The sequence below is a fragment of the Paenibacillus sp. 01T431 genome, from assembly GCF_056398625.1.
In genome coordinates this window covers 1-24,782 of sequence record NZ_JBFTPT010000031.1, presented here as the reverse complement: position 1 = coordinate 24,782, position 24,782 = coordinate 1, and the positions used below count along the sequence as shown (strand labels likewise).

The following is a 24,782-nucleotide window of genomic DNA, read 5'->3' as shown; positions in this document are numbered from 1 at the left end:
CCCGGCGGGATCTTCTCCGTCGGGATTTTTGTGAGTAGCCCTGTTGAAATACAGAAGAAAACTTTACGTCATTTTTCAAGCTAAAAGATTGATCATTTATAATATTGGTTTAGTTCTTGACCTAAAGTAATGTTACCCCATATAATTATCCATTAATAACCAATAGAATGAGGTCAAGGAGAGTGAAGTTAATGGAAACTAACCTTACAGCCGATCTTGAAAGAATACTGCGAAAACTTGATCAAGCTGATTTAATTAATCTTTTAGTTGATCGGATATCCTCCAGTGACTTGAATTCACTTCTCTTAAAAGTATTCAGCGAGAAAACAAAGACATCTTCTCCAAATGATCTACTTAAAAGATACAAGAATAACCGTTTTGTACACCCAGCTGACGTCGATGTGCTATTGCTTAAGAGGATGGAGTTGGATGTTTTAGATATTGCTTCAAAACATTCTTTTTCGCCAATTCAACTATCTCCCGTAGCACCATTGGGCTGTGCTTCTGTGCTAGGAACAGTTGATCAAAACAAAGCAATTTCCGCGTTAAGAGGAACGGAGGTTGTATCAGATGCAACCAACCTCTTAGCCCTGCATATCAGTAATTTACTTAAAACCATTGATTCAAATGATAAGAGAGATAATTTTATTCGCTTCTGTACCACCCATAGGCATGTCCGAGCGCAATACTTTGGAGATGCTCCAGGGATGCTGCCTCATTTCCATTTATTTTGTATGGTGACGTCTGGATTAGATGAAGGTTCCTATAGCTTCGAAAAACAATCATTATGGGAGCATATAAAAGTATACCAAAGTATATTTAAAACGCTGTTTGGGTCTGACATCGAGATCATTTTAAGTGAACGCAGTGGTTACAATGATTCGGCTGGCTTAGTCTCAAGGATTATAAAACACGGAAATGAACTGTCAATGAATGTGTCGGTAAGTACAGGTGAGCCGAATATGGAAAACCAGTATTACAAAGGATTACAATTCACATTAAAGACAGTAATCGGCGAATCGGAGTATTTTATTGGCGATGGCGGTTTTGTAGATTGGACAAAAAATATGTTAGGCAGCAGGAAAGAGCGGCTTTTGATTAGTGCAATTGGTCTGGATAGGCTCATTTTGTGAAGTTCCGGCCTTTCTCAAATGACTCGAGATTATCGAATTCCTACTAAGCAGGTGATTATCATTTTTGAGAAGATGTATGCTGCAAACGTAATGGATTCATTGACTTATCTTTTCATCTTTATTAGGACTGATCCAACGAACCCTTTACTTTTTCAACTTTTACTTAAGTATCGATGCTGGTTACATGAAGATACCAAATTTAATTTTCGCTCAATTAAGAGGTTACTAAATGAGTTATATTTAATTGAAGATCCTCGATACAAAGCAACTATTATCTCAAAACTCAAAAGAATAAGGTTGTACAATAGGGTTCATAACATAGAAAGGGTATATCAAAGCATGGGTCCGATCAAATACATAATAGAAAGTTTAATACATGTGATTGATCAACAGGATACAAAAAAAACAAGCATTATGGCTAGTTCAGTCCATAATTATCCATCATTCATTTTAGGTAAATACAAATGCAACGCTGTAGATTTCTGGAATGAACAGATTTGCTTCTACAATAGAATTTTTCAAAGTGACTTCATGAATGATTGGAAGTATTTGTTTTTTGAATATTATCCGAAGCATGAGGAATCACTGTTGCGCTAACCATCTAATAGGAATACATATTAATATTATAAAAATGGAGTGATTAAGTGTTTCCGATTCTAGAGACAGAAAGATTGCAATTGAGAGAAATCGTTAAAGAAGATGCTCATAGCATCTTTCATTGCTTTTCCAATCATGATGTGACACGATATTATGGACAAGATACGTTAACAAATATCGAACAAGCAGAACCGTTCATTGCGTTTTTCGCGAAAAGCTACCAAGAAAATCGAGGCATTCGATGGGGAATTGAAATAAAAGGTAAAAAAGAAATGATCGGGACCATCGGTTTTAATGTTTTGTCTTTAAAACATAAGAGAGCTGAGATAGGCTATGAGCTTCATCCTGATTATTGGGGAAATGGATATGCAACAGAAGCCATTTCAAAAGTTATAGCATATGGTTTTAGCGAACTTGGGTTAACACGAATTGGCGCGATTGTTTTTATTGAAAATAAAAAATCCAATCAAATATTAACAAAACTAGGTTTTGAAAAAGAAGGGATTTTGAAAAACTATATGTATCAAAATGGTATTGCTTATGATACAAACATTTACTCTTTGATAAAGTGAAGTTAATGAAAGGATGGAATCAATGAAAACAATTCAAAAGATGTATGAACATCTAAACTGGGCAAATCAACGTATTCTAGAAACTTTGCAAAATGTAGAAGTCGAGGATCAACTGGTGCGGTTATTTTCTCATATTCTATATGCCGAACAAGTTTGGATTGCTAGAATACAAGGAATGGACAGTTCACAAATGCCTATCTGGTCAGATGGTGATCTAGAATCCTGTGCAACACTTATTAAACAAAATGAAGAAAGCTTCAAAAATATTCTCACTAAAATCACAAATACTGACTTAGATAACTTAGTTTCATATTCAAACAGTAAAGGTAAAGAGTTTATAACTTCCACACGAGATATTTTAACTCATGTAGCACTACATGGTCAGTATCATCGAGGACAAATTAATTTACAAATTCGAGCAAATGCTTTTGAACCCGTCAACATTGATTATATTTCTTTTGTGAGATAGAAATATCAATAGTTACGATTTGAATTACGGGTAAACGATAGTTATACTTTAGTTCTGGRGCAGTTTGCCATGGCAGCTGCTCCTTATTATTTTTAAAATAAAGGACCGTATGGCTCTAATACTTGGTCATAGTGATATATGATGAAGAAGGTCTGTACCCCTCGTATTTGTAAGAGAAAGGTGTGTAAATCCTGTTTAAGCTTAATCATGTCTCTCGTCCTATGCGCACTACTTTATTCATTATTATCATTCTCGTTTTTTCGATTAGCACCGCATCTGTTCTGTTGTATGGCGATCACTTTCTCATTGGGTCATATAATAAACAAAATAATGACGACGTCAAATATATAAATAGCGCTAAAATTTTATTGAATAAGCACACGATTGCTTATAACAGCGGCGATGACCCGTCTGCTTTCATCATGCCAGGAATGCCAGTTGTACTGGCTGGTCTCATGCTCATCTTCGGACAAGGAGATGGAGGGGTTGTGGCATTCAGAGTCCTAATGGCAGCCCTGCAGGCGTTCTCGATCTATTTGATTTTTATAGCGGCTAATCAACTGTTTAATAGTAGAGCTGCTATAATAGCCTGCATCGCAACCGCGCTTTATTTGCCCGATTATTTTTCTTCAGGCGCCATTTTGTCGGAGACAATGTTCCGCACGCTGTTCATATTGCTTATTTGCTTTAGCCTTCTTGCTTTAAGGAGACAGGAAACGAGGTATTATATTATTTCGGCAGCTATTGTTGGGCTAGCATGTTATTTCAAACCGCATGCGGTACTTTTTCCCGTTGTCTGGTTCATTTTATGGCTTGTGCAAAAGATATCTTGGAAAATTATAGTGAAGTATACAGCAGTTATTTCGCTAACGTTGATCCTTTTGCTATCACCATGGTGGATACGGAATTACGTCACATTTGATAAATTCATTCCATTCACACAGTCAGCAGGCAATCCGATGTTATTAGGCGCTCTTATTAACAACAAGGCACCTTCAAAGGCCTTCTTCGACACCCATCTAGAATACGAGGGCATCAGTGAAAATTTATTTGCAGGCTCAGATGCTGCTCAAGCCGAAACGGCACAAAAAATTGTAAGCTTCGGCTTTAAAAATCAACCATTAAAATACTTGAAATGGTATACGATTGATAAAGTATTTGGATTATATGCGGCTCCTTATTATTGGAAAACGGTATTTGGTGTAAATATTTGGATCGCGGGCATCTATCATGTCGTATTTATGCTATTTGGAGCAGCAGGTTTACTGATTACGCTTAAGCGAGCCTTCCGGCAAAAGGAGATTGCTTATTTGTTTTTATTGCTTTCACTGGCCTATTTCACATTAATCTATATTCCTTTTGTCGCATTCAATAGGTATGGTTACCCGAATGTGTTTCTTTTCTTTATGAGCGCAGGTTTTTTTATCGACTGGGCGATTGCAAAGTATCAAAGTACGAGTGTGAAAAATCATGTCACTGCCAACCTTTAAAGGCTTCAACACACACGGGAATCGAAATGGATGGGAGGCTTTATGAAAAAAAGATATGCTTTCATGCTATTTATAGCAATCAGTATTTTATTATTAATAGGATATAATAGATATTTTTATAGTTTTCAAGCTCTTAATAATAATGCTGTCATATTTAGTGGTCCGACCAAATCTCCGAATGGCGAATATAATGCAAGTGCATATTATATCCCTTATGGTGGCGCAGCAGGTGGCGTTTTGTATATTGTCGAGGTTGAAGAAACCCAAACGGGCAAGAAAAAAACGATTTATTCAAGCAATCATAAAGACATTTTTTCTATGAATTGGAAATCCGCAGAAGTTCTTAAAATTAAAAATGAAAGTCCTGAATATAATGACCATAGGAATATAGAGTTGAATGTGAAGTCCGATATTTATGAAGAATCTGGCGCTGCTTGTCGAAGTCTATTGTTAATAGGAAAGTTTGAAAATTGTTATAAGGCCGATGACATTCAGGTGCCATTTATTCTTAAAATGATTGGTTTCTGAAAAGAGACACGGAACTCCACAATTTGAAATTACGATTGTTAAGATACATTGGCTTGATTAATTATAGTTATAGTATTTAGCATACTTCATGTTGCAAACGGTATACCAATGCTTAAGGCTCAAATTATTATGAGAAAAGGTACAGCCCCTCTAAAAATATCAGGAGTTGTACCTTTAGTTTTTTCTATAACTGCTTTTAAGCATAAGAGACAGCATAAGAGACCTAAGGGCCATTGCAGTGGTATTTGATGTAATGTTCACCAGAATTACTCTCCGTGCAGGATACTTCCAAAATATATAGAATGTTTTTATAACATATCGATATTTTTGACAAATCTTTCATCAGATGTAGTGGGGGTATATGTTTATGGAAAATAATCGAAATTGGGCAGGTAACTATAGGTATAGCGCATCGGAACTCCATGTTCCGGAAACATTGGAGCAAATACAAGAAATAGTAGCACGTAGCAATCGAATTAAGACACTTGGCACTCGTCATTCGTTCAATGGAATCGCTGATTGTAACGAAAACCTCATCTCTCTTCAAAAGTTTAACCGAATCATTGCATTAGACACTAAACACAATAAGGTTACAGTCGAGGGAGGTATTAGATACGGAGATCTGTGTCAATATCTGTATGAATTCGGTTATGCTTTGCACAACTTGGCGTCGTTGCCCCATATTACAATAGCAGGCGCATGCCAAACGGCCACACATGGTTCCGGTGACCAGAATGCTAATCTTGCTTCGGCGATTCATTCCATGGAAGTTGTCAAAGCGGATGGGAATAAGGTCGTATTCTCCCGTGATCAACAAGATGGGCTCTTTGCTGGGGCGGTAGTGGGGCTTGGAGGGCTCGGCGTTATTACGAAAATCACTCTAGATATAATCCCCACATTCCAGATGAGTCAATATGTATTTGATCATTTGCCTTTAGTTCAACTTAAAGACCATTTTGACGAAATATTCTCTAGCGCTTATAGTGTTAGTCTTTTTACGGATTGGAAAACGTCTACATTCAATCAAGTCTGGCAAAAGCGTAAGTTACCAGATCTTGGACACGCTGAAGTGGAATCTGAATTTTTTGGCGCCAAGCTCGCAAGTGTACCACGACATCCAGTGCCAGGTTATTCTGCAGAGAATTGCAGTGAGCAGCTTGGTATTCCGGGGCCATGGCATGAAAGGCTACCGCACTTCCGCATGGATTTCACGCCAAGTGCCGGAGAGGAACTACAGAGTGAATATTTTGTGCCGCGCAAAGATGCCTATCAAGCACTATGTGCGATTGACCGGATACGTGATTTCATATCGCCACATCTTTATGTGTCAGAAGTTCGTACGATTGCTGAAGACAATTTGTGGATGAGTCCTTGTTATAAGCAGGAATCCGTTGCTTTTCACTTTACATGGAAGGCGGATTGGGAGGCGGTCCGACAAATCCTTCCGATGATCGAGGAACAAATTGCGCCTTTCCATGCTCGCCCACATTGGGCAAAGCTGTTTGCCACGCCGCCTGCCCATCTTCAATCATTATATGAGAAGTTGCCTGACTTTCGGCAATTACTACTTCAAAACGACCCTCAAGGAAAGTTTTGCAACGACTTCTTGAAAAACTACATTATGGAGAAACATTAATTCCTTTACAGTTATATAACCATATGGTAATGTATATAATATAATATGGAAATTATAACTTTGGAGGGGATTGAATGGACGGTAAACTTCTACAATATGAAGGAAGAAGTGTGGTTCGGTTCGAGCGTTACCTGAATCATCCGATAGAAAAAGTATGGAGGGCGATAACTAGTCCCAATCAGATTGTCAATTGGTTAACTGCACATGCTGAATTTGATTTGATCGTTAACGGAAAGATTACATTTCGTTGGGAGAATGGGGATCTGGTACATGGAAAGTTCACTATGGTCAATCCCCCAAATGGGCTCGAGTACACTTGGATAGAGAAGTCTTCAGGAGAATCAGTGGTTCGATGGGAGCTGCATGATGATGATAAAGGATGCCATCTTCACCTGACTCATACGTTTTACGAGTCCGCTGAAGTTGCTGATTTTCTGGCAGGCTGGCATGTGCATCTAGACATGATTGATATGATTCTTCATGAAAAGCATGTCGACTTCCCTTCGGATCGTTTTAAAGACTTGCGCAAGAAATATGATTCGATAATGAATTAAGTTGTAAAGGAAGACAATGCTGATGCTCTTGGAGCGATTAGCACATCAAATTAAAATCCATTGTCGGTTGCGCATTCGAGTGGAGAGGACCAAGTGATGAGTAATAATATATTTGAAGTTTTGTCGGAACCGCACAGACGATCTATGCTGGATCTATTGCGCATTCGCGAGCGATCAGTTGGTGAACTTGTAGATAATTGTCAATTGAGTCAACCGGGCGTTTCTAAGCATCTAAGAGTATTGCGTGAAGCTGGATTGGTAGAGGTACGATCTGTATCCCAAAAAAACATCTATTCCTTACGCCCAGAGCCGCTTCAAGAAGTCGATAAGTGGCTGGAGTCTTATCGTCATTTCTGGTCCAGCAAGCTTGACGATCTCCAGTCCTTCCTTGACCAAGAGGAAGAATAGATACTTGATTAGAACTTACATTGACCATGATAAAGTCAGGAGATTATCCTGGCTTTTTCTGTGTTACAACATAGATGAAGACAGAGATTCGAAAATCAATTCTTATTGAACTAACGAAAAACTAAGAACGATAATTGTGGATGAGCAGGCGCTTCGGCGGTCTGCTTATTTTTTTATCTTAACAAGTAGTGGAGCAAGAAGTAAGACGGGGTACTATTAATGATAGAACTATTCATTACGACGGGAATGGGGATATAATTCAGGAAACAATAACACTTTTTTAGCAATTTTCGCTTCTTGTCCTTAAGAATTAGAATAATTCATGAGGCTAACAAATAACACAAAGTAAATTTTTCATATTGAAAATTTCAATTGGGATGAAGGGGGAGTACCGTTGGAGAGAGTTCATGATGCTGCATTAAATAGTTTCTGGGTTGCAGTGGTTGTTTCGTTGATCCTTATGTGTTTTTATCCGCTGAGCTTCTTAATTGAGGTCCATATGATGTTCTTTGTGTACGTGCTCCTATTGTTGATATTGTCACTGTGGATATTAATTCTTTTGTGCTTATGCCCTGCTTTTTATTTAATTGATCTGTTATTCAGAATTAAAAAAAGGAGATTATTTTCGTCCATGCTTGCTCACGCATTTACCGGGTTGATGATTTCCACAATGATTTATTCCCTCTGTGTAGGCAAATTAGAATGGAATTACTTCTACTGCGTACCCGGAATCCTAAGCGGCTTTCTGTTCCCAGTAATGGAGCGTTGGAATTAGAGTATCATTTCTTGCTTTTGCAGAAAGGATTGAACTACTTGAAGCCTATTATCATTTTGTACATATTGCTTCTGTTCGTAATGGGATGTCAAAGCAAAGAGGACAATTCAATAATTAAGGAGGTTTCGTCCGATTCCCTTACAGTTCGAGTCAAAGTGGAAAGAGAAGAAGCATCAAAAATTAAAATTCATACCGAATTGGTGAATACAGGCGATAATTTCATTGGGATCATCCATGGCGACCCTTTGACTGGAGCAGTCGTCGGAGAGCGATCTAATCGCCCAGATATTATTTATAGTTTTGTTGGTATCTCAAAGTCATTAGCTAAGAATGAAGTATACAGTTTCGATAAGGACAAAATGATTAATATTACACCTGAAGAACAAATTCTTTACACTGAAACCATATTTTCGATTAATGGTGAAAGGAAGACCATAGAATTAAATATTAATTTAGATGAAGTTGATTAAAAAGTATCTTTGAATTCCTAATTCAAAACTTTAAAATTGGAGGCGCATATTTATGGACTATTTTATAATAACCGGCACATCAAGAGGAATTGGACAAGCTATTGCAGAGCAACTTATCTCATCAGAGCACTATTTATTTTGTATTTCACGCGAAAGAAATCATTCGTTAACAAACAAAAGCAAGAACATAACCTATTTAGAATTTGATTTACACGACATTGATCAAATCGAGGCGTTAATGAACCGAATTTTTTCAGAAATTGATCTGTCTAAAGCCACTGGTGTTTATCTCATAAACAATGCTTCTATGATCGCTCCTGTTGCATTTATTGATTCGGCTGCTGTTAACGAAATAACAGGAAACATTCATGTTAATCTGCTCGCACCTATTTTACTGACTTCTACATTTATGAAGCATACGAAAACCTTTTTAGGCAAAAAGCGCATTTTAAATATATCATCCTCCTCAGCCAAACATCACCACCCTGGCATGAGACTTTATTCGGCATCCAAAGCAGGCTTGGACGTATTCACTCAATGTGTCGGTCTTGAACAAAGCCACACCCAAACACCTGTCGGTATTATTTCTATATGGCCAGGAATGATTGATACGAATTTGCAAAAAGAAGCAAGAACTCAAGACCAAGCAGCTTTCCCATCTGCTCAGCTATTCGGAAAGGCCAAAGATGCCGGCATGCTGACGACACCAGAAGAAACCGCACAACAAATAATAGCGTTTTTGTTTACAGAGCATTTTGAACATGGTGCTATCGTTGATATTTATGACTATTCGAAGCTTCAACAACATGTTGACACTCCAAACAAAAACACTTAACAAAGGCGGCTGAAATAATGATTAGCATAATTAACGGTTCTGAAACTTTAATCATAGTCATTCATGAAATCTATGGCATTAACCGTCATATGCAACATATTTGTCAATCACTAGCGGATCACGATTTTGATGTTATTTGTCCAAATCTTTTGGAACAAGAAGTACCTTTTGACTATGCAAAAGAGGAAACTGCATATCGTCATTTCGTAGAAAATGTAGGCTTTATTAAGGCTTCGAACCAAATTAAGCATCTCGTATCCGACAAGAGGGCTAATTATAAAAAAGTTTTTCTTGCCGGATTTAGCGTAGGAGCAACAACTGCTTGGTTATGTTCAGAGGAAGCAGAGGTTGATGGGATAGCAGCATACTATGGTTCACGCATTAGAAACTACACGGAATTATTACCTAAATGTCCAATGATATTATTTTTCCCACAAGAAGAATTGTCGTTTCATGTAGATGAATTAATTTCGATTTTAAGCAAAAACGATGCGAATGAAATCCATAAATTTAGCGGACAACACGGCTTCAGTGACCCGTATTCTCATAAATACAATGAACAATCCGCACAAAAGGCCTTTTCTGAGATGGTAGGCTTTTTCCATAACATAGAATGATTTTGATCCCATCGTAGGTAGCAATACACTTGGTTGTTTGTAGACTGCCTGTTAACGTAGTTTAACTTTAAGAGGGCTATTATCGGTAATTTTACAATAACTATTTTATTATTGGGGCGATAGAGTGGAAGAGAACAATTCATATCCTAATAGGACCCGAAGGTGATATGAAGTGACGGAGCCCGGCACGAGCTCTGCTTTTTAATGCGATAATGTTAGAGGGAAATCAAAAAAGAACCTGGATAATTTTATCAGGTTCTAAACATTTGCATATAAACAAACACGATGATATAATCGTTTCACGTCTTCGGAAATAATTTTAAACATAAATGTTACATCTTACAATTTTATTTTATCATGCTGGTAAGCTCTTGTCAAATCTTTTTCTCAATTTATTGGATAGGGGAGATATTGAATGCGTTCTTTAGTTCTCGGTTTTCAGGAAATGGAAAAAACGCAATTTTCACTCGTCGGAGGAAAAGGGTTGAATTTAGGGGAATTATCAAAAATCGAAGAAATTCAAGTACCAGAGGGATTTTGCGTTACAACTGAAGTTTATCAAAGAGCCTTTGAACATAATGAAACGTACCATGCATTGTTGGATCAACTGACAACGTTAAAAGCAGTAGATCGAGACCAGATTGGTGAAATCAGCAGAAAGATTCGACAAATCATTATGGGGGTTGAAATTCCTTCTGATGTTGTGAAAGCAATTATACAATTTCTCTCACAATATGGTGATGAACATGCTTATGCCGTACGTTCTAGTGCGACTGCTGAAGATTTACCACATGCTTCTTTTGCTGGTCAGCATGACACCTATTTAAATATCATCGGCAAAGAAGCAATCATTCAGCATATCAGTAAATGTTGGGCATCTCTATTTACGGATCGCGCGGTAATCTACCGTATGCAAAATGGATTTGACCACAGTCAAGTTTATTTATCCGTTATCGTTCAAAAGATGGTTTTCCCACAAGCTTCGGGAATTTTATTTACTGCCGATCCGATCAGCTCTAACCGAAAGCTGCTATCCATCGATGCCAGCTTTGGACTTGGAGAAGCGTTGGTTTCTGGCCTAGTTTCTGCCGATTGTTATATCGTACAGGGAGGGGAAATCCTCAACAAAAGGATAGCAACCAAAAAAGTGGCTATCTATGGGTTAAAAGAAGGAGGAACAGAGACTAAGCAAATCGATCCTGAACTACAGAAGACACAAACACTTACTGAACAACAAATTTTACGATTGGCACTCATCGGAAGACAGATCGAAGCTTACTTTGGTTGTCCACAAGATATCGAATGGTGTTTGGTTGATGATGCATTTTATATTGTACAGAGTCGTCCAATTACAACTTTATACCCGATCCCTGAAGCGAATGATAAAGAAAATCATGTCTATGTTTCTGTTGGTCATCAACAAATGATGACCGACCCCATGAAACCACTAGGACTGTCTTTCTACCTGTTAACGACCCCAGCAACCATGCGAACAGCTGGTGGCAGGTTGTTTGTTGATATCACACATAGCCTGGCTTCCCCTGTTAGTAGCAGTATAGTAATAGATGCCTTGGGAAAATCCGATCCCCTCATAAAAGACGCGCTTATGATTATCGTAGAGCGAGAAGATTTTATAAAATCAACACCTGATGTTAAACAAGTACCTAGTCCCATTAAAAGTAGTAAAGGTAAGACGTTTTTTGATATTCAAGCACAAATCGACAATAACCCAACAATCGTTTCTGATTTAATTAAGAGTAGTCAAACATCGATAGAAGAGTTAAAACAAAACATCCAAACGAAATCAGGATCAGATTTATTTGATTATATTTTAGAAGATATCCAGCAATTAAAGAAAACTCTATTTAACCCACAAAGTTCGGCTGTAATTATGACTGCCATGGATGCTTCATCATGGATTAATGAAAAAATGAACAAGTGGTTAGGTGAAAAAAACGCAGCAGATACGCTTTCGCAATCTGTACCAAACAATATTACTTCGACAATGGGTCTGGCGCTATTGAATGTCGCTGATGTGATTCGTCCTTATCCAGAAGTAATTGATTATTTACAACATGTAAGAGAAGATAACTTTTTGGATGATCTGGTTAAGCTTAATGGTGGGAAGGAAACCCAAGACGCTATCTATGCTTATCTCGACAAATATGGGATGCGATGTGCCGGTGAAATCGATATGACAAAAACTCGTTGGAGTGAAAAACCAATTACACTTGTCCCGATGATTCTAGGTAACATCAAAAACTTTGAGCCTAATGCTGGCAAGCGAAAATTCGAGCAAGGGCGACAGGAAGCTTTGGAAAAAGAACAAGAGTTATTAGACCGATTAAAACAATTACCGGATGGTAATCAAAAAGCCGCAGAGACCAAACAAATGATCAGCTTAATCCAAAATTTCAGCGGGTATCGTGAATATCCAAAGTACGGCATGATAAGTCGCTACTTCGAATATAAGCAAGCTTTATTGAAAGAAGCCGAACAGCTCGTACAAGCGGGCATTATTCAAGAAAAAGAAGATGTATACTATCTTTCTTTTGAAGAACTTCGCGATATCGTAGCCTCATATATATTGGATTACCAGATTATCAACAATCGAAAAGACGAATACAAACGATATGAAAAACTGACTCCCCCACGTGTTATAACATCTGATGGTGAAATCATAGCGGGGAAATACGTACGAGAAAATCTCCCAATCAATGCAATTGCAGGTCTGCCTGTTTCTTCTGGAGTAATCGAGGGACGAGCACGTGTTATCTTAAGTATGGAGGATGCTGACTTAGAAGATGGAGATATTTTAGTCACATCCTTTACTGACCCTGGCTGGACACCATTGTTTGTATCCATTAAAGGTCTAGTTACCGAAGTTGGTGGGCTGATGACTCATGGGGCAGTTATAGCGCGTGAGTATGGCTTACCAGCAGTAGTTGGGGTAGAGAATGCTACCACATTAATAAAAGATGGACAACGAATACGGGTTCATGGAACTGAAGGGTATATCGAAATATTGTAATGGCTAACAAGATAACATTTAATTTAAGACATAAAGGAGATAGAGATATGACGGAATTTTGGGAATCAAGTTTTATAGAAAAACAAACGATGTGGGGATTTGAACCTACAGACTCCGCAATCGTAACAAAGGACTTTTTCCTTGAAAAGAATGTTAAGGACATATTGATTCCAGGTATTGGTTATGGCAGAAATGCAAAGGTTTTTATTGACAATGGAATAAAGGTAACAGGTATAGAAATTTCAAATACAGCGATTGATTTGGCGAAGGAAAACGGGCTTGATATAAGTATTTTTCATGGTTCAGTAACGGATATGCCCTTTGATAACAAGCTCTATGATGGTATATTCAGTCATGCGCTTATTCACTTATTGGATAATCGAGAGAGAGAAAAATTTATTCAAGATTGTTATGATCAGTTAAAGCCAAATGGATATTTGGTTTTTACAACGGTTTCACAAAAAGCCCCAATGTTCGGAAAGGGCAAACAATTGGCTAAAGACTATTTCGAGATAATGGAGGGCGTAAAAATGTATTTTTATGATGCTGATTCCATAAAACAAGATTTTGAAAAATATGGACTGGTAGAGATTTCAGAAATTGACGAGCCAAATAAGAACACGAAAAATGCACCTCCAATCCATTTTCTAATTATAAAGTGCAAGAAAACACCGTAAATATTATCATATATTTTTCAACACTATCTAAAACATAACTTAAAGGAAATAGAACTCCACCGAGTACGAAAAAGTAGTCATTACTGCATTGAAACAGTGACAGTCTAGGACATTATTTACTGGTCCATGACTGTCACTGTTTTTAGTTTGGAATACAAATATCAGTTCAACATTCGTGCACTTGTAAAGTAACTAATAATGAAAACCATGATCATTCGAGATCTGCTTTATATTTACTTTATCAGCTGTAGTCTATACCAACCGGTTAAACCCATCATACGATACATGGCAACTGTCTAAATTGCGGGAGAAATGAACAAAGGAGTTGGATACATGAAATCAATATCGAAACTTACGGGGCGAGTGATATTCAAGGGAAACCCTGGTTATGAAGCGGCTCGTAAGAATTGGGATCCTCATACCGACAGATTTCCAAAAGTTTTTGTTTTTGCCCAAAGAACACAGGATGTTGCAAACGCTATAAGATGGGCTCGCAAAAATAATGTTCCTATTCGCCCGAGAAGTGGACGGCACGCCTTGGAGACCAACCTTTCTCAAGTTAACGGAGGCATTGTCATCGATGTTAGCGAGATGAAGAAAATCAAGTTGAATAAAAAGTGCAGAACTGTTGTGGTTGAGTCAGGCAATCGGGTAGGAAGAGTCGTAGACAAATTGGCAAGACAAGGTTTTATCGCACCGTTTGGTGATAGTCCTTCGGTTGGAATCGGTGGAATTACACTTGGCGGAGGGATTGGTCCTCTCCAAAGAACGACTGGCCTCATTAGCGACAATCTCATCGGACTAGAAATGGTTGACGCTAAGGGAAGAGTAATCCGGGCAAATAAAAAACGCAATTCCGATCTCCTATGGGCTTCCCGCGGTGGAGGAGGCGGTAACTTTGGCGTATACACAAAATACAAATTCAAAGTACTGCGTGCTCCAGCCAAAGCTACCGTCTTCAGCGTAACGTGGCCATGGGAGCAGTTCGAAAAAGTCGTAAAGAAATGGCAAGTCTGGGCTCCTAATGCCAGCACCAGATTGGGCAGCGAATTAAATGTTGGACCCAAAAAGGGTGGAAATGTTAGCATGATCGGTCTGTTTCTTGGATCTAAAACGGAAGCCCTGCGTCAATTAGAGCCTATTTTAAGCGTGGGGACGCCTACAAAAAAAACCATCCGATTGTTACCATATCTTGAAGCTACAAAGTTTTTGTTAGCTCCTGATCCAGTGCTGACACAAAAGTTCAGCAACCAGTTTTCCAGCGGCTTCGGCAGACGTCCTTTTCCAGATAAAGCCTATAAAGTTATGCGCGAGTTTCTAGAAAACGCTGAGGGAGGGACTCCGGCCGGCTTCTTCTTCCTTAACTGGGGTGGTGCCATAAGCCGTATCGCACCTAAAGCCACAGCATTCTACTGGCGTAAAGCCAAATTTTATGTCGAATGGAACAGCTCATGGGTTAAGCCATCTCATGCCGCTAAAAATATTGCCTTAGCACGGAACACAAGGCATAAGCTGCAGCCATATATCGTAGGTTCCTATATCAATGTACCAGACCAAGGTATCAAATGTTCTGGTCCTGTTTATTATGGTAAAAACTTTCCTAGGCTGCGTAGAGTAAAAGCTAAGTATGATCCAAATAATGTGTTCAACAATCCTCAAAGTATTCCACCGGCTTGAATGAGAATGAATTGAAATAAGGTACTTTCTCACAGTTAAGTTGTGGGGGATATCATGTCACATGCCAAGCAGCAAAGACACACATGGTAACTAATCGCGTGAACCCAAGGGGAACCTTGGGTTCATTTTTCATTTTACAACTAAAATCGATAGGGTTAGGCTTCCGTAACCACAGAGAAAGTAATTTGATTAAAATAGTACCTTGACAGTCACGGTAGTATGTCGTATTATACAGTAGCGGGGTGATTAAATGAGTGAGAACAAAATTACATCCGACCTGCTGCGCGGACATACCGATACGATGATATTGCGACTATTATCCGAAGATGATCGCTACGGATACGAAATTGTCAAATTGATCGCGGAGCGCTCGGGCGGTGAGTATGAACTAAAAGAAGCGACCATGTATTCCAGTGTCAGACGTCTTGAGACAGACGGTGATATCGAGTGGTATTGGGGCGATGAATCACAGGGCGGACGGCGCAAATATTTTAGAATTACCGAGAAGGGCAAGGAAACATATGCCCGCAACAATAGCAACTGGGAGTATGCAAAACGCGTGCTTGAAAACTTACTATAGGAGGTTTGATGTGATGAATCAGAAATTGACGAATTATTTGAACGACGTTTTTACGCCATACGATGGGGTGAAAAGCGTCACCGAATTAAAAGCCGACCTGCTCTCCGATTTACAGGAGAGGTACCGTGAACTTAAAGCCGAGGGCAAAGACGATGAAACAGCGTTTAATAAGACCATTGAGAGCATCGGCGACATCGAGGAAACGATACTGGAAGTCGCCAATCTCTCCCGCTCGCTGGAGAGGCAAGTACTGACAAACTTTAGCGCGAGCAATTTGCCAAAGAGTGACTTTGCAGGTGTTATTGCGCATAAAGGAAATTTCACATCGAGTGCATTACACGGCTCTGACTTTGCAGGTGCAGACTTGACCGGAAGCACCTTTAAGAGTAGCGACATCCGTGAAGCCAATTTTAACGGCGCAAATCTGACCGACTGTACCCTATCTGTCAATGATCTTTCCAATGCGAGCTTCAATAAATCGATCCTTGTACGCACCAACTTCAGCATTTCAGGGATGGAAGGAGCAAAATTCACAGGCGTAAAACTGACCGACGTCACGCTAAACAAGATCGACCTTAAAAAAACAATTTTTGAAGGTTGTATCTTTGACGGGGTGGACTTCAAATATTGTGACCTGAGTGGGCTGTGTCTTGACGGGCAAACCTTTATCGGCGTTAAGTTTGACAAGTCTGCTATAAATGAAGTTTCGTTTAAGGGTGCTACACTCAAGAATGTTTCTTTTCAAGCATTTTTTTCCTTGACTAATAAGTATTACCGCTCCATCAAAACCATCTGCTTTGACGAAGCAGTCATGGATAAGCTGACCTATGCTGCGCTTAAAGGTATGGGAGCCGAATTGTCTAAAGTTACAGTTCGATAAGGAGGGGAAACAGTATGAATAATAAGTCAATTCAAGTTATAGGTCTGCAAAAGTCTTACAAAGAGCTTGCCGTCCTTAAGGGAGTAGATTTCGAGGTGGAAAAGGGCAGTATTTTTGCACTGCTCGGTTCAAACGGGGCAGGTAAAACGACAGTTGTCAAAATCCTCACTACGCTGCTCAAACAAGACAGTGGAACCGCCGTCGTTGAGGGATTCGATGTAGCGTCCAAACCTGATCATGTGAGGCAGGCGATTAGTTTAACCGGACAATTTGCCGCTGTAGACGAACTAATGACCGGACGGGAAAATCTAATCATGATTGCCAAACTGCGATACCTGAGTAATCCGCGGCAAGTTGCGGATGACTTGCTTAAACGCTTTGGCCTGACAGACGCCGCCAACCGCAGGGTATCTACTTATTCGGGTGGGATGCGCCGCAGGCTCGACATCGCATTGAGCTTTGTAGGGAAACCGCAGGTTATTTTCCTCGACGAACCGACCACTGGCCTTGATCCCGAGGCACGCATCGAGGTTTGGAAGATCGTCAAGGAGCTTGCAGACAGCGGCACTACGGTATTCCTAACTACGCAGTATTTGGAAGAGGCGGAACAGCTCGCTGACCGAATTGCGATTCTGCACAAGGGTAAAATCATCGCCAGTGGCACGCTTTTGGAGCTAAAAAAGATGTTTCCATCAACGAAAGTGGAGTATATTGAGAAGCAGCCGACATTGGAAGAGATATTCTTCTCCATTATTGGCAAGAAGGAGGGAGCATAAATGGAGACGGTAATAAAACATTTTTTTAACGATTTGGGTGTTATGCTCGGACGTTCCATGCGCCATATTTCCCGTAGTATGGACACCATCGTCACGGTCTGTATCACTCCGATTGCGATGATGCTGCTGTTTGTCTATGTGTTTGGCGGTGCAATTCAAACCGGTACGGATAACTACGTTAATTATCTGTTGCCCGGTATACTGCTCATTGCGATTGCTAGCGGGATATCCTACACGGCATTTCGTCTGTTTACCGATGTGCAGCGAGGTATTTTCGAGCGGTTTCATTCCATGCCAATTTCGCGTTCTACCTTACTATGGGGGCATGTGTTGACCTCACTAGTATCCAATGCTATCTCTGTTGTCGTTATCATTATCGTAGCGTTGATTATGGGTTTTCGTTCTTCGGCCGGGATACTAGACTGGCTAGCAGTAGCTGGCATACTCATGCTGTTTACGCTGGCATTAACCTGGGTCGCTGCCATTGCAGGATTATTGGCAAAATCGGTGGATGGGGCAAGCGCTTTTTCCTACCCGATCATCTTCCTTCCGTTTATTAGCTCGGCATTTGTGCCGACCGAATCGATGCCTTCGGTCGTTCGTGCCTTTGCTGAAAACCAACCGGTTACCTCGATCGTTGAAGCCATTCGCGCATTGCTGTCAAACCAACCGGTGGGCAATGAATTATGGATTGCGCTTGCATGGTGTGTTGGGATCTTGTTTGTAGCCTACTTCTTTGCGATGAGGGTTTATAAAAAGCGGTTTTAAATGAAGAAATGCGACCCAGTACTGTATCAGTACTGGGTTTATTCTTTTTTATGAAGATGTTCTTTTAACTTTATGCTGGACCGAAAAAAGTTTTATCCGTCTTTGGATCAGTTATTCTCAACAGATGAACTAGTAAAGCAATTCGAGCATAAGAACAAGGAGCTAATCTAGTTCGCGGTGGAAAACGGTTTGACCCGAAGAAAGGCAAGATCAGGGAGTGCCCTTATCCTGCCTCATACGTCTTATTCGTTACTAGTGCACTAAACTTTCCAAATCCGGCTGCAATTTGTTCCGTAGGACATACAGCATGATCGCTCCAACAAGGAACGCGACGGCATCCGCTATGACAAGCGACCAGACCACCCCATGAAAGCCATTCAAGCGATTAGCTATAAACAACACAGGAATCAGAGTAATTCCTTGAATTATTGACATAATAAACGCGGCGGTTCCTTGCGCTGTTGCTTGGAAGATTCCCGTAAACAACGAGGTCATTCCTGTAATGAATAAGGATAAGAACGTCACATGCAGAATGTAGCTGCCCATTTCAATTAATTGCGGGTCATTCGTAAATAAACCAATTAAATGGTCGGAAATCAAATAGACGATAACTCCGAACACGACTGCTAACGCAAGAACCACTTTAATTGTGAATGTAATGGTATGCTTCATGCGTAATTTATTCGCTGTAAAAGAGAAAGCAATCATCGGCACAACTCCCTCACATAATCCCATCAGAATAAACTCCGGAAATTGCAGCAATCGCGATGAAATTCCGAACCCCGCTATAGCTTGCTCCCCATATTCAACAAGAAAATGGTTAAAGATGAGCGACATTGCTCCCATGAAGATACTCATAACAAAAACGGGAACTCCGATTTTGAATACATTGCTTAGAATGTCCTTGTTAGCCTTAAACCATTTTATAGAAATGGTCAAAAATTGGCTTTTATATCTTATATGAAAGGCGTAGTATATACTCGCAACCAAATTAGAAATGACTGTAGCAGACGCAACGCCGATTACATCCCAATGGAAAACGAAGATGACTAGCGCATCTAGAATAATATTTACGACAACACTGATAATCATACCGATCATCGACGTGGTAGCTGACCCCTCCGAGCGCACAATATTCTCCAGCGTGAAGAACAATACGACGATTGGTGAGCCAATAAGCATTATCGTGACATAGTCCTTTGTAAATCCGAAGGAGTCAGGCGTTGCCCCCAGGCCATGAACGATTGGATCAATCAACGGGAGACTAACGGCCATCACGATAAGACCGAGAACTAAACTACTGTAAAAGGCAAATGAAGATACATGCTTAACATCATCATATTTTTTCTCACCCAGCAACCGAGAGATGAAGGCTCCGCTACCGATGCCAATCAAGTTGCCTAGTGCCATAATCGCCGCGAATAAAGGCAAGGTGAGTGCGAGTGCAGTCAACATTGCAGTATTGTGGAGTGTACCAAGGAAATAGGCATTCAAGATGGAGTATATAACACTCATTGACATGCCTAACATCATCGGTACAGCGAAGTGAGCTACAGCTTTTGAGACGGGTGCTTTTTCAAAATAATGGAGGTTTTCTGTATCCATGTGAACACTACTTTCTTTATTTATTTTGACCATCAATCTAACAGTGTTAGTTTGTATCTTACAGTGTTAGATGATATCATGAACCTATGAACCTGTAAAGTATAAACTTACACTGTTAGATAAAAGGATGGATACCGATGAAAAAAAAGCAGCCTCAGATTTCGGAGGATAAAATTTTGGAAACCTCGTGGGAGCTTCTTGGAGAGGAAGGCATTGAGAAATTCAGCATGAGACGCTTGGCCGATCGTATGGGCATACAGGCTCCCTCTCTGTACTGGTATTTCAAGAGCAAGCAGAATCTCTACCAGCGCCTGGCCAACCATGTATCGAAGATCATTTTGGAGGAGTTTCACTCTGAGGGGGATTGGAGGGAGCAGCTTGCGGAATTTGCGGTAACCGTACGGAGTGTGCTCAGCCGATATCCCTGCTCCACGCAGCTCATGATGTTGACGCTGCCCCACGAACCAGACATGATCCGGTTCACTAACCGAATGCTGCTCTGCATGGAATCGACGCCACTTGAGCAAGAGCAAAAATTACAAGCCGTTCTTACGCTGGTGAACTATGTCTTCTACTTCGTTCTGGACAATTATCAGCATCAGCGCATATTATCCACTATGCTTGAGGAGCAGGGAGAGCTTCGTGATGGAGAGATAACAAGTCTTCTGGACGCCATGAGCGAGACAGATGCGGGAGTGTTTCGAGGGATGTACAAAAATGGGCTATTCAATCTGATAGGGACCGACGGAGCGTTTGAATTCGGCATGAAGCTGATTCTGAAGGGGATTGAGCAGGTGATAAAGGATCAGGATAGGTAGTATAGTATGTAAAACACCCACATCTGGATATCGGATGGGCGGATTCATTGAGGTTTATATACAACTTTACGGTAGCCCGTTAAGCTAACAGGCAGGACAGTCGAACAATAGTGACTGATAAAAGGTTTTATTAGGTACGATTACATTTTGAGGAAAGGTGATATAAAGGTGATCTACAAAGGGATATTCTTGGCTTTCGTAATCATCCAAAATATTTATTTTCTCATAACACAACCAGATAAATATAAACTATGGATATCAGTATTTAATATATCAGTAGGTACCCTAATGACATTAATGGCTGTTTTTTATTATTTTGATGCTTATAAACCTAAAATTGGTCCAGTAGGAAATGGTCCCGATCCTGATTTAATTTTGACTAATTTTCTCGGCATGATAGTGACGGGAGGATGCTTTATAATTATCGGTTTGATCGGTGTTCACATTAAAAGAAAGCTGAAGCACAAGAAATAATAGGAGAAGCTATTCCTAGTTTGAATTACGGCCCGCCTTGACAAACGGAGAGTCCTCCACTTAGAATCAAATATTTGAAAGTGTATTTAGTCTGTTGCCAAGGAATGGGGATAGGAATCCAATTCCTCAAGATAGCATGCTTCAGCAAAGTCCGCAGATTAATAGTGGGAAAGAAATGGTCGATTTATTTGTAGGCGGGACATTTCCAGCACTGACTGCTCTGAATAGGGAAAGTGTGAATCCATTGCAGATTTACATATAGATTGGATCATATCTTTGGTTCATCTGTATGTTAATCATTATTATCGCTAGCTACCGAAAGACATATTTTGAATGGGAGTCCGCTTGCTTTTGGTGAGGGGAATGTCAAAGGGAGGATTAAAAACGTGTTGAATTACAGAAAACCGAGGTTTTGGTTACTTTTTTTCTCAATTGTCCTTATGATAGCAGTTGGAATTGGATTGCTAGCAAATCCTGTAATAAAGGGGAAAGATGCATTAGGACAAATTGCTGACTCAAATAATATACCATTAAGTGAAGAGGCTTCTTTGGTACTACCAGAGAAGTCAGCAGCGGAAATATTAAGTGACCTAGCCAATCTGCAATTTTCAATTAAAAGGGATCAAATTAGTGATGACGATCAAGAAACCGTTGTTACATTTGGAAAAGCTTTTGTGAATTTGTATACCGGTGCTATCGCAGAACAAAAAGCAGTCACATTTAGAAATTACATATCTAACGAGAATCTTCTAAAATACACAAATAAAATGCTAGAGCTAGAACAAAAAAAAGAATTAAAGGGAGAGTTTAGTGTTGTTTTCGGTCTGGAAAATAAATTTACGGAAGCAGAATTCAAGCAACTTGATAAAAATCTCTACTACGTAAATTTACCTTTTTCGAACCAAGGATCTGGTATGAGCTTTAAGATGTTAGTTCAAACAGAAAATAAAATATTAAAAATCGTTGATTTCTACTTTGGAAACAAAGATGGTGTAGATACGATTGCAACTGGACATCCCGCTGTTAGAAAACTTCATGATTCAAAACTATGGGATGACCAAGAATGGGTTGATAGTGTTTTTGAAAAGCTTGAAAAAATAGAAATCTGAACGAAGCTCTTGAGCATGCATAAATAGGAGACAAGTTATTAAGAACCACGTATATCGTGGTTTTTTGTTTTTTCGGTACATATACTTAGCAATGTGCTATGTCAAGAATTTGTACCGAGTAACGAAAAATGCAATCATGATTGACAATCATTTTACCAAGTGTTAACATAAGCATATTAATTGTACTGACTAGTCAGTATGACGCGAAAAGGAGAGACATTTCGCATTGAGCAAAACGAAAATCATGTCAGCAGCGATAGACGTTTTCTCGGAGAATGGATACCACCGAGCTAGTATGGACGATATCGCACTTAGAGCAAAGGTTGCCAAAGGGACGTTGTATTATCATTTTCCAGGAAAAGCACAGCTGTTTAAGACGATCGTAATGGATGGACTGCAGGTCATTACCGATCGAATACGGAATGAGCTGCAAACTGATCTTTCGTTGGAAGAACAAATCAGGCGAATCATCCGGCACAATCTCGACTTGTTTCTGGATTCCAGCGGATTCGCACATATCGTGTTCAACGAATTGTCGAACGGAATTGATCAGGAAGTACTAGAGGAATTGAATGAACTGAAGCTCGGCTATATTCGTTTTATAGCAGAGGTGCTGGAAGGAAGCCGGGAAGAGGGGGTAATGATCAATGTCAATTGCAGCTTGGCTGCTGCGGGAATTGTCGGATTGCTCAACAGTTCATGCGATTACTTTCTAACCTATGGCAGTAGTATGAACCGCGACGATCTTGAACATTTTCTTTATCAGATTATTACGACCGGGTTGTTTTTGACCCCCGGCGGCAAGCCAGATGGTATGTTGAACTGATTTCATTCTAAGCGGAAAGCGGCGATGCGACGTATGAATTGGAAAACTGACAGCGAACTGATACCTTTGTCATGGTTTAATGAAATGCGAAACTCTTCCCCTGTCGTGTTCAATTCGGAGAAAAATACTTGGGACGTGTACAAGTACGAAGATGTAAAGAAGATATTTGCCGATCATGAGCATTATTCTTCAAAAGGGACGGAAAGCGCCATGGAGCCGATCAACTCAAGCATTCTTAGGCAAGATCCACCTAAACACCGACAGCTGCGTATGCTCGTTTCGCAAGCTTTCACGCCTCGGGCTATCGAAGCGCTCGCACCGAAAATTGAATCGATTGCGCAGCAATTGTGCGATCAAGCAGAAGAGACGGGGGAGATGGATGCCCTTCTCGATTATGCGAGCCCTCTGCCGATCATCGTCATCGTCGAAATGCTGGGCATTCCGTCCGTGGATCGCGACAGGTTCAAGGAATGGTCGGATTCGCTAGTTGGGAATGACGGCGAACGTTATTTTCAATGCCAGAAGGAAATGAGCGACTATTTCTCCGACATCATGAATCGAAGACGGCTCGACCCGCAGGATGATCTCATCAGCAATCTCGTTCATGCAAAGGTCGAAGGCGAACAATTAAGTGACTTGGAGATCATCGGATTCTGCATTCTGCTGCTGGTGGCAGGGAATGAAACGACGACCAATCTTATAACGTCAGCCTTACTGTGCCTAGATAGCGACAGAGAGGCAAGGAAGAGGCTCATCGAAGAACCTCCCATGATTCCGCAAGCCATCGAAGAGGTGCTTCGCTATTGCTCTCCCGTTCAAACGATGATTCGAATCGTTAAAAAGACGACTGTTCTGCGCGGCCAAACGCTTTCGCCCGGACAAATGGTCAACCTCTGGATCGGTTCGGCCAATCATGACGGAGAGCAATTTGATACTCCGGAAAAATTCGATATCCATCGCAACCCGAATCCGCATCTGGCATTGGGGCACGGCATTCACTTCTGCTTGGGCTCTCAGCTTGCCCGCTTGGAGAGCAAGATCGCCATTCAAACACTTCTTAGCAGGTTTCCTGACTATGCAAGAGATCGTTCGCACACGCTGGAGCGGTTGGACAGCTGGATGATGTTCGGGGTCAATCGTTTGCCGCTGGTTCTGACGAAATAACGTTACTTTAATAGGTGCATTATTGTATATTCAACGCCAATAAAAGTCGTAAAAGCTTATGTAATCATTGGTTCTACAATCGAACAATACTATAGCGTAAGAATCAACAAGACGAGGCTGCCGATATTATGATATGCTCCCCAAATAGTAGACAGGTGAAATAATAAAAAACCTGTTGCTATGAGGGGAGCATTTTCATGTCTAAAGTTAAATATTCCGCATCAGAGAAACTTACCATAATCGGAGAGATCGAAAGTGGTGAACTTGGCTCTATGGCGGAGAGATCGAAAGTGGTGAACTTGGCTCTATGGCC

General features: G+C 40.2%; 25 protein-coding genes. 24 read left to right on the top strand and 1 reads right to left on the bottom strand.

Annotated features, from left to right (window positions below; translation table 11 throughout):
- Window positions 1-191: 191 nt before the first annotated feature.
- The 18 genes from AC1DM9_RS32585 (at window position 192) to AC1DM9_RS32500 (ending at window position 18,473) form a co-directional block, all read left to right on the top strand.
- On the top strand, window positions 192-1,133 hold the full coding sequence (locus AC1DM9_RS32585; protein ID WP_477584140.1) for a hypothetical protein: 942 nt from the start codon (window positions 192-194) through the stop codon (window positions 1,131-1,133).
- Window positions 1,134-1,777: 644 nt separating this feature from the next.
- Window positions 1,778-2,302, top strand: a complete 525-nt coding sequence (locus AC1DM9_RS32580) for a GNAT family N-acetyltransferase (protein ID WP_477584138.1) — start codon at window positions 1,778-1,780, stop codon at window positions 2,300-2,302.
- A gap of 22 nt (window positions 2,303-2,324) precedes the next feature.
- Window positions 2,325-2,771: a DinB family protein gene (locus AC1DM9_RS32575; RefSeq protein ID WP_477584136.1), complete on the top strand. Its 447-nt coding sequence runs from the start codon at window positions 2,325-2,327 to the stop codon at window positions 2,769-2,771.
- A gap of 221 nt (window positions 2,772-2,992) precedes the next feature.
- Window positions 2,993-4,261, top strand: coding sequence for a glycosyltransferase family 39 protein (locus AC1DM9_RS32570; protein WP_477584134.1), 1,269 nt, complete (start codon window positions 2,993-2,995; stop codon window positions 4,259-4,261).
- 42 nt (window positions 4,262-4,303) lie between these two features.
- Complete coding sequence (locus AC1DM9_RS32565) at window positions 4,304-4,789, top strand: DUF5412 family protein (protein ID WP_477584132.1); 486 nt, start codon at window positions 4,304-4,306, stop codon at window positions 4,787-4,789.
- Window positions 4,790-5,156: 367 nt separating this feature from the next.
- Window positions 5,157-6,425 carry an FAD-binding protein gene (locus tag AC1DM9_RS32560; protein ID WP_477584130.1) on the top strand — a complete coding sequence of 423 codons (1,269 nt, stop codon included), beginning with the start codon at window positions 5,157-5,159 and terminating at the stop codon, window positions 6,423-6,425.
- Between the two features lie 74 nt (window positions 6,426-6,499).
- A complete protein-coding gene (locus tag AC1DM9_RS32555; protein ID WP_477584128.1) occupies window positions 6,500-6,979 on the top strand; it encodes an SRPBCC family protein in 480 nt (159 codons plus the stop codon).
- A gap of 96 nt (window positions 6,980-7,075) precedes the next feature.
- Window positions 7,076-7,387, top strand: coding sequence for an ArsR/SmtB family transcription factor (locus AC1DM9_RS32550; RefSeq protein ID WP_477584126.1), 312 nt, complete (start codon window positions 7,076-7,078; stop codon window positions 7,385-7,387).
- A 930-nt stretch (window positions 7,388-8,317) separates the two neighbouring features.
- Complete coding sequence (locus tag AC1DM9_RS32545) at window positions 8,318-8,632, top strand: hypothetical protein (protein WP_477549235.1); 315 nt, start codon at window positions 8,318-8,320, stop codon at window positions 8,630-8,632.
- A gap of 52 nt (window positions 8,633-8,684) precedes the next feature.
- A complete protein-coding gene (locus tag AC1DM9_RS32540) occupies window positions 8,685-9,467 on the top strand; it encodes a (S)-benzoin forming benzil reductase (RefSeq protein ID WP_477584124.1) in 783 nt (260 codons plus the stop codon).
- A 17-nt stretch (window positions 9,468-9,484) separates the two neighbouring features.
- Window positions 9,485-10,084, top strand: a complete 600-nt coding sequence (locus tag AC1DM9_RS32535) for a dienelactone hydrolase family protein (RefSeq protein WP_477584122.1) — start codon at window positions 9,485-9,487, stop codon at window positions 10,082-10,084.
- 415 nt (window positions 10,085-10,499) lie between these two features.
- Window positions 10,500-13,115 carry a phosphoenolpyruvate synthase gene (gene ppsA / locus AC1DM9_RS32530; protein ID WP_477584120.1) on the top strand — a complete coding sequence of 872 codons (2,616 nt, stop codon included), beginning with the start codon at window positions 10,500-10,502 and terminating at the stop codon, window positions 13,113-13,115.
- Window positions 13,116-13,162: 47 nt separating this feature from the next.
- Window positions 13,163-13,792 carry a class I SAM-dependent methyltransferase gene (locus AC1DM9_RS32525; RefSeq protein ID WP_477584118.1) on the top strand — a complete coding sequence of 210 codons (630 nt, stop codon included), beginning with the start codon at window positions 13,163-13,165 and terminating at the stop codon, window positions 13,790-13,792.
- Window positions 13,793-14,125: 333 nt separating this feature from the next.
- On the top strand, window positions 14,126-15,469 hold the full coding sequence (locus AC1DM9_RS32520; RefSeq protein WP_477584116.1) for an FAD-binding oxidoreductase: 1,344 nt from the start codon (window positions 14,126-14,128) through the stop codon (window positions 15,467-15,469).
- Between the two features lie 250 nt (window positions 15,470-15,719).
- A complete protein-coding gene (locus tag AC1DM9_RS32515; RefSeq protein WP_339209247.1) occupies window positions 15,720-16,049 on the top strand; it encodes a PadR family transcriptional regulator in 330 nt (109 codons plus the stop codon).
- A gap of 13 nt (window positions 16,050-16,062) precedes the next feature.
- On the top strand, window positions 16,063-16,929 hold the full coding sequence (locus tag AC1DM9_RS32510; protein WP_441883162.1) for a pentapeptide repeat-containing protein: 867 nt from the start codon (window positions 16,063-16,065) through the stop codon (window positions 16,927-16,929).
- A 14-nt stretch (window positions 16,930-16,943) separates the two neighbouring features.
- The gene (locus tag AC1DM9_RS32505) at window positions 16,944-17,705 is read left to right on the top strand and encodes an ABC transporter ATP-binding protein (RefSeq protein WP_477584114.1); all 762 of its coding nucleotides are present in this window, start codon (window positions 16,944-16,946) and stop codon (window positions 17,703-17,705) included.
- Complete coding sequence (locus tag AC1DM9_RS32500; RefSeq protein WP_477584112.1) at window positions 17,706-18,473, top strand: ABC transporter permease; 768 nt, start codon at window positions 17,706-17,708, stop codon at window positions 18,471-18,473.
- A 252-nt stretch (window positions 18,474-18,725) separates the two neighbouring features.
- On the opposite strand, the gene AC1DM9_RS32495 is transcribed toward AC1DM9_RS32500, so the two are convergent.
- Complete coding sequence (locus tag AC1DM9_RS32495) at window positions 18,726-20,078, bottom strand: MATE family efflux transporter (protein WP_477584110.1); 1,353 nt, start codon at window positions 20,076-20,078, stop codon at window positions 18,726-18,728.
- Between the two features lie 137 nt (window positions 20,079-20,215).
- On the opposite strand from AC1DM9_RS32495, the gene AC1DM9_RS32490 reads away from it, so the two are divergent.
- The 6 genes from AC1DM9_RS32490 (at window position 20,216) to AC1DM9_RS32465 (ending at window position 24,469) form a co-directional block, all read left to right on the top strand.
- Entirely contained in the window at window positions 20,216-20,896 is a 681-nt protein-coding gene (locus AC1DM9_RS32490) for a TetR/AcrR family transcriptional regulator (protein WP_477549227.1), read from the top strand.
- A 288-nt stretch (window positions 20,897-21,184) separates the two neighbouring features.
- Window positions 21,185-21,370, top strand: a complete 186-nt coding sequence (locus AC1DM9_RS32485; RefSeq protein ID WP_441883152.1) for a hypothetical protein — start codon at window positions 21,185-21,187, stop codon at window positions 21,368-21,370.
- A 136-nt stretch (window positions 21,371-21,506) separates the two neighbouring features.
- Window positions 21,507-21,632, top strand: coding sequence for a hypothetical protein (locus tag AC1DM9_RS32480; RefSeq protein ID WP_441883150.1), 126 nt, complete (start codon window positions 21,507-21,509; stop codon window positions 21,630-21,632).
- Window positions 21,633-21,756: 124 nt separating this feature from the next.
- Entirely contained in the window at window positions 21,757-22,479 is a 723-nt protein-coding gene (locus AC1DM9_RS32475) for a hypothetical protein (RefSeq protein WP_477584108.1), read from the top strand.
- Between the two features lie 226 nt (window positions 22,480-22,705).
- On the top strand, window positions 22,706-23,305 hold the full coding sequence (locus tag AC1DM9_RS32470; protein ID WP_477584106.1) for a TetR/AcrR family transcriptional regulator: 600 nt from the start codon (window positions 22,706-22,708) through the stop codon (window positions 23,303-23,305).
- Between the two features lie 33 nt (window positions 23,306-23,338).
- Complete coding sequence (locus AC1DM9_RS32465; RefSeq protein ID WP_477584104.1) at window positions 23,339-24,469, top strand: cytochrome P450; 1,131 nt, start codon at window positions 23,339-23,341, stop codon at window positions 24,467-24,469.
- Window positions 24,470-24,782: the final 313 nt, after the last annotated feature.

Bases quoted from the DNA above. Each gene is read 5' to 3' on its own strand.
- AC1DM9_RS32585 (WP_477584140.1), top strand. From the start codon at position 192: ATGGAAACTAACCTTACAGCCGATCTTGAAAGAATACTGCGAAAACTT.
- AC1DM9_RS32575 (WP_477584136.1), top strand. From the start codon at position 2,325: ATGAAAACAATTCAAAAGATGTATGAACATCTAAACTGGGCAAATCAA.
- AC1DM9_RS32570 (WP_477584134.1), top strand. From the start codon at position 2,993: ATGCGCACTACTTTATTCATTATTATCATTCTCGTTTTTTCGATTAGC.
- AC1DM9_RS32565 (WP_477584132.1), top strand. From the start codon at position 4,304: ATGAAAAAAAGATATGCTTTCATGCTATTTATAGCAATCAGTATTTTA.
- AC1DM9_RS32560 (WP_477584130.1), top strand. From the start codon at position 5,157: ATGGAAAATAATCGAAATTGGGCAGGTAACTATAGGTATAGCGCATCG.
- AC1DM9_RS32555 (WP_477584128.1), top strand. From the start codon at position 6,500: ATGGACGGTAAACTTCTACAATATGAAGGAAGAAGTGTGGTTCGGTTC.
- AC1DM9_RS32550 (WP_477584126.1), top strand. From the start codon at position 7,076: ATGAGTAATAATATATTTGAAGTTTTGTCGGAACCGCACAGACGATCT.
- AC1DM9_RS32540 (WP_477584124.1), top strand. From the start codon at position 8,685: ATGGACTATTTTATAATAACCGGCACATCAAGAGGAATTGGACAAGCT.
- AC1DM9_RS32535 (WP_477584122.1), top strand. From the start codon at position 9,485: ATGATTAGCATAATTAACGGTTCTGAAACTTTAATCATAGTCATTCAT.
- ppsA (WP_477584120.1), top strand. From the start codon at position 10,500: ATGCGTTCTTTAGTTCTCGGTTTTCAGGAAATGGAAAAAACGCAATTT.
- AC1DM9_RS32525 (WP_477584118.1), top strand. From the start codon at position 13,163: ATGACGGAATTTTGGGAATCAAGTTTTATAGAAAAACAAACGATGTGG.
- AC1DM9_RS32520 (WP_477584116.1), top strand. From the start codon at position 14,126: ATGAAATCAATATCGAAACTTACGGGGCGAGTGATATTCAAGGGAAAC.
- AC1DM9_RS32515 (WP_339209247.1), top strand. From the start codon at position 15,720: ATGAGTGAGAACAAAATTACATCCGACCTGCTGCGCGGACATACCGAT.
- AC1DM9_RS32510 (WP_441883162.1), top strand. From the start codon at position 16,063: ATGAATCAGAAATTGACGAATTATTTGAACGACGTTTTTACGCCATAC.
- AC1DM9_RS32505 (WP_477584114.1), top strand. From the start codon at position 16,944: ATGAATAATAAGTCAATTCAAGTTATAGGTCTGCAAAAGTCTTACAAA.
- AC1DM9_RS32500 (WP_477584112.1), top strand. From the start codon at position 17,706: ATGGAGACGGTAATAAAACATTTTTTTAACGATTTGGGTGTTATGCTC.
- AC1DM9_RS32495 (WP_477584110.1), bottom strand. From the start codon at position 20,078: ATGGATACAGAAAACCTCCATTATTTTGAAAAAGCACCCGTCTCAAAA.
- AC1DM9_RS32490 (WP_477549227.1), top strand. From the start codon at position 20,216: ATGAAAAAAAAGCAGCCTCAGATTTCGGAGGATAAAATTTTGGAAACC.
- AC1DM9_RS32485 (WP_441883152.1), top strand. From the start codon at position 21,185: ATGACATTAATGGCTGTTTTTTATTATTTTGATGCTTATAAACCTAAA.
- AC1DM9_RS32480 (WP_441883150.1), top strand. From the start codon at position 21,507: ATGCTTCAGCAAAGTCCGCAGATTAATAGTGGGAAAGAAATGGTCGAT.
- AC1DM9_RS32465 (WP_477584104.1), top strand. From the start codon at position 23,339: ATGAATTGGAAAACTGACAGCGAACTGATACCTTTGTCATGGTTTAAT.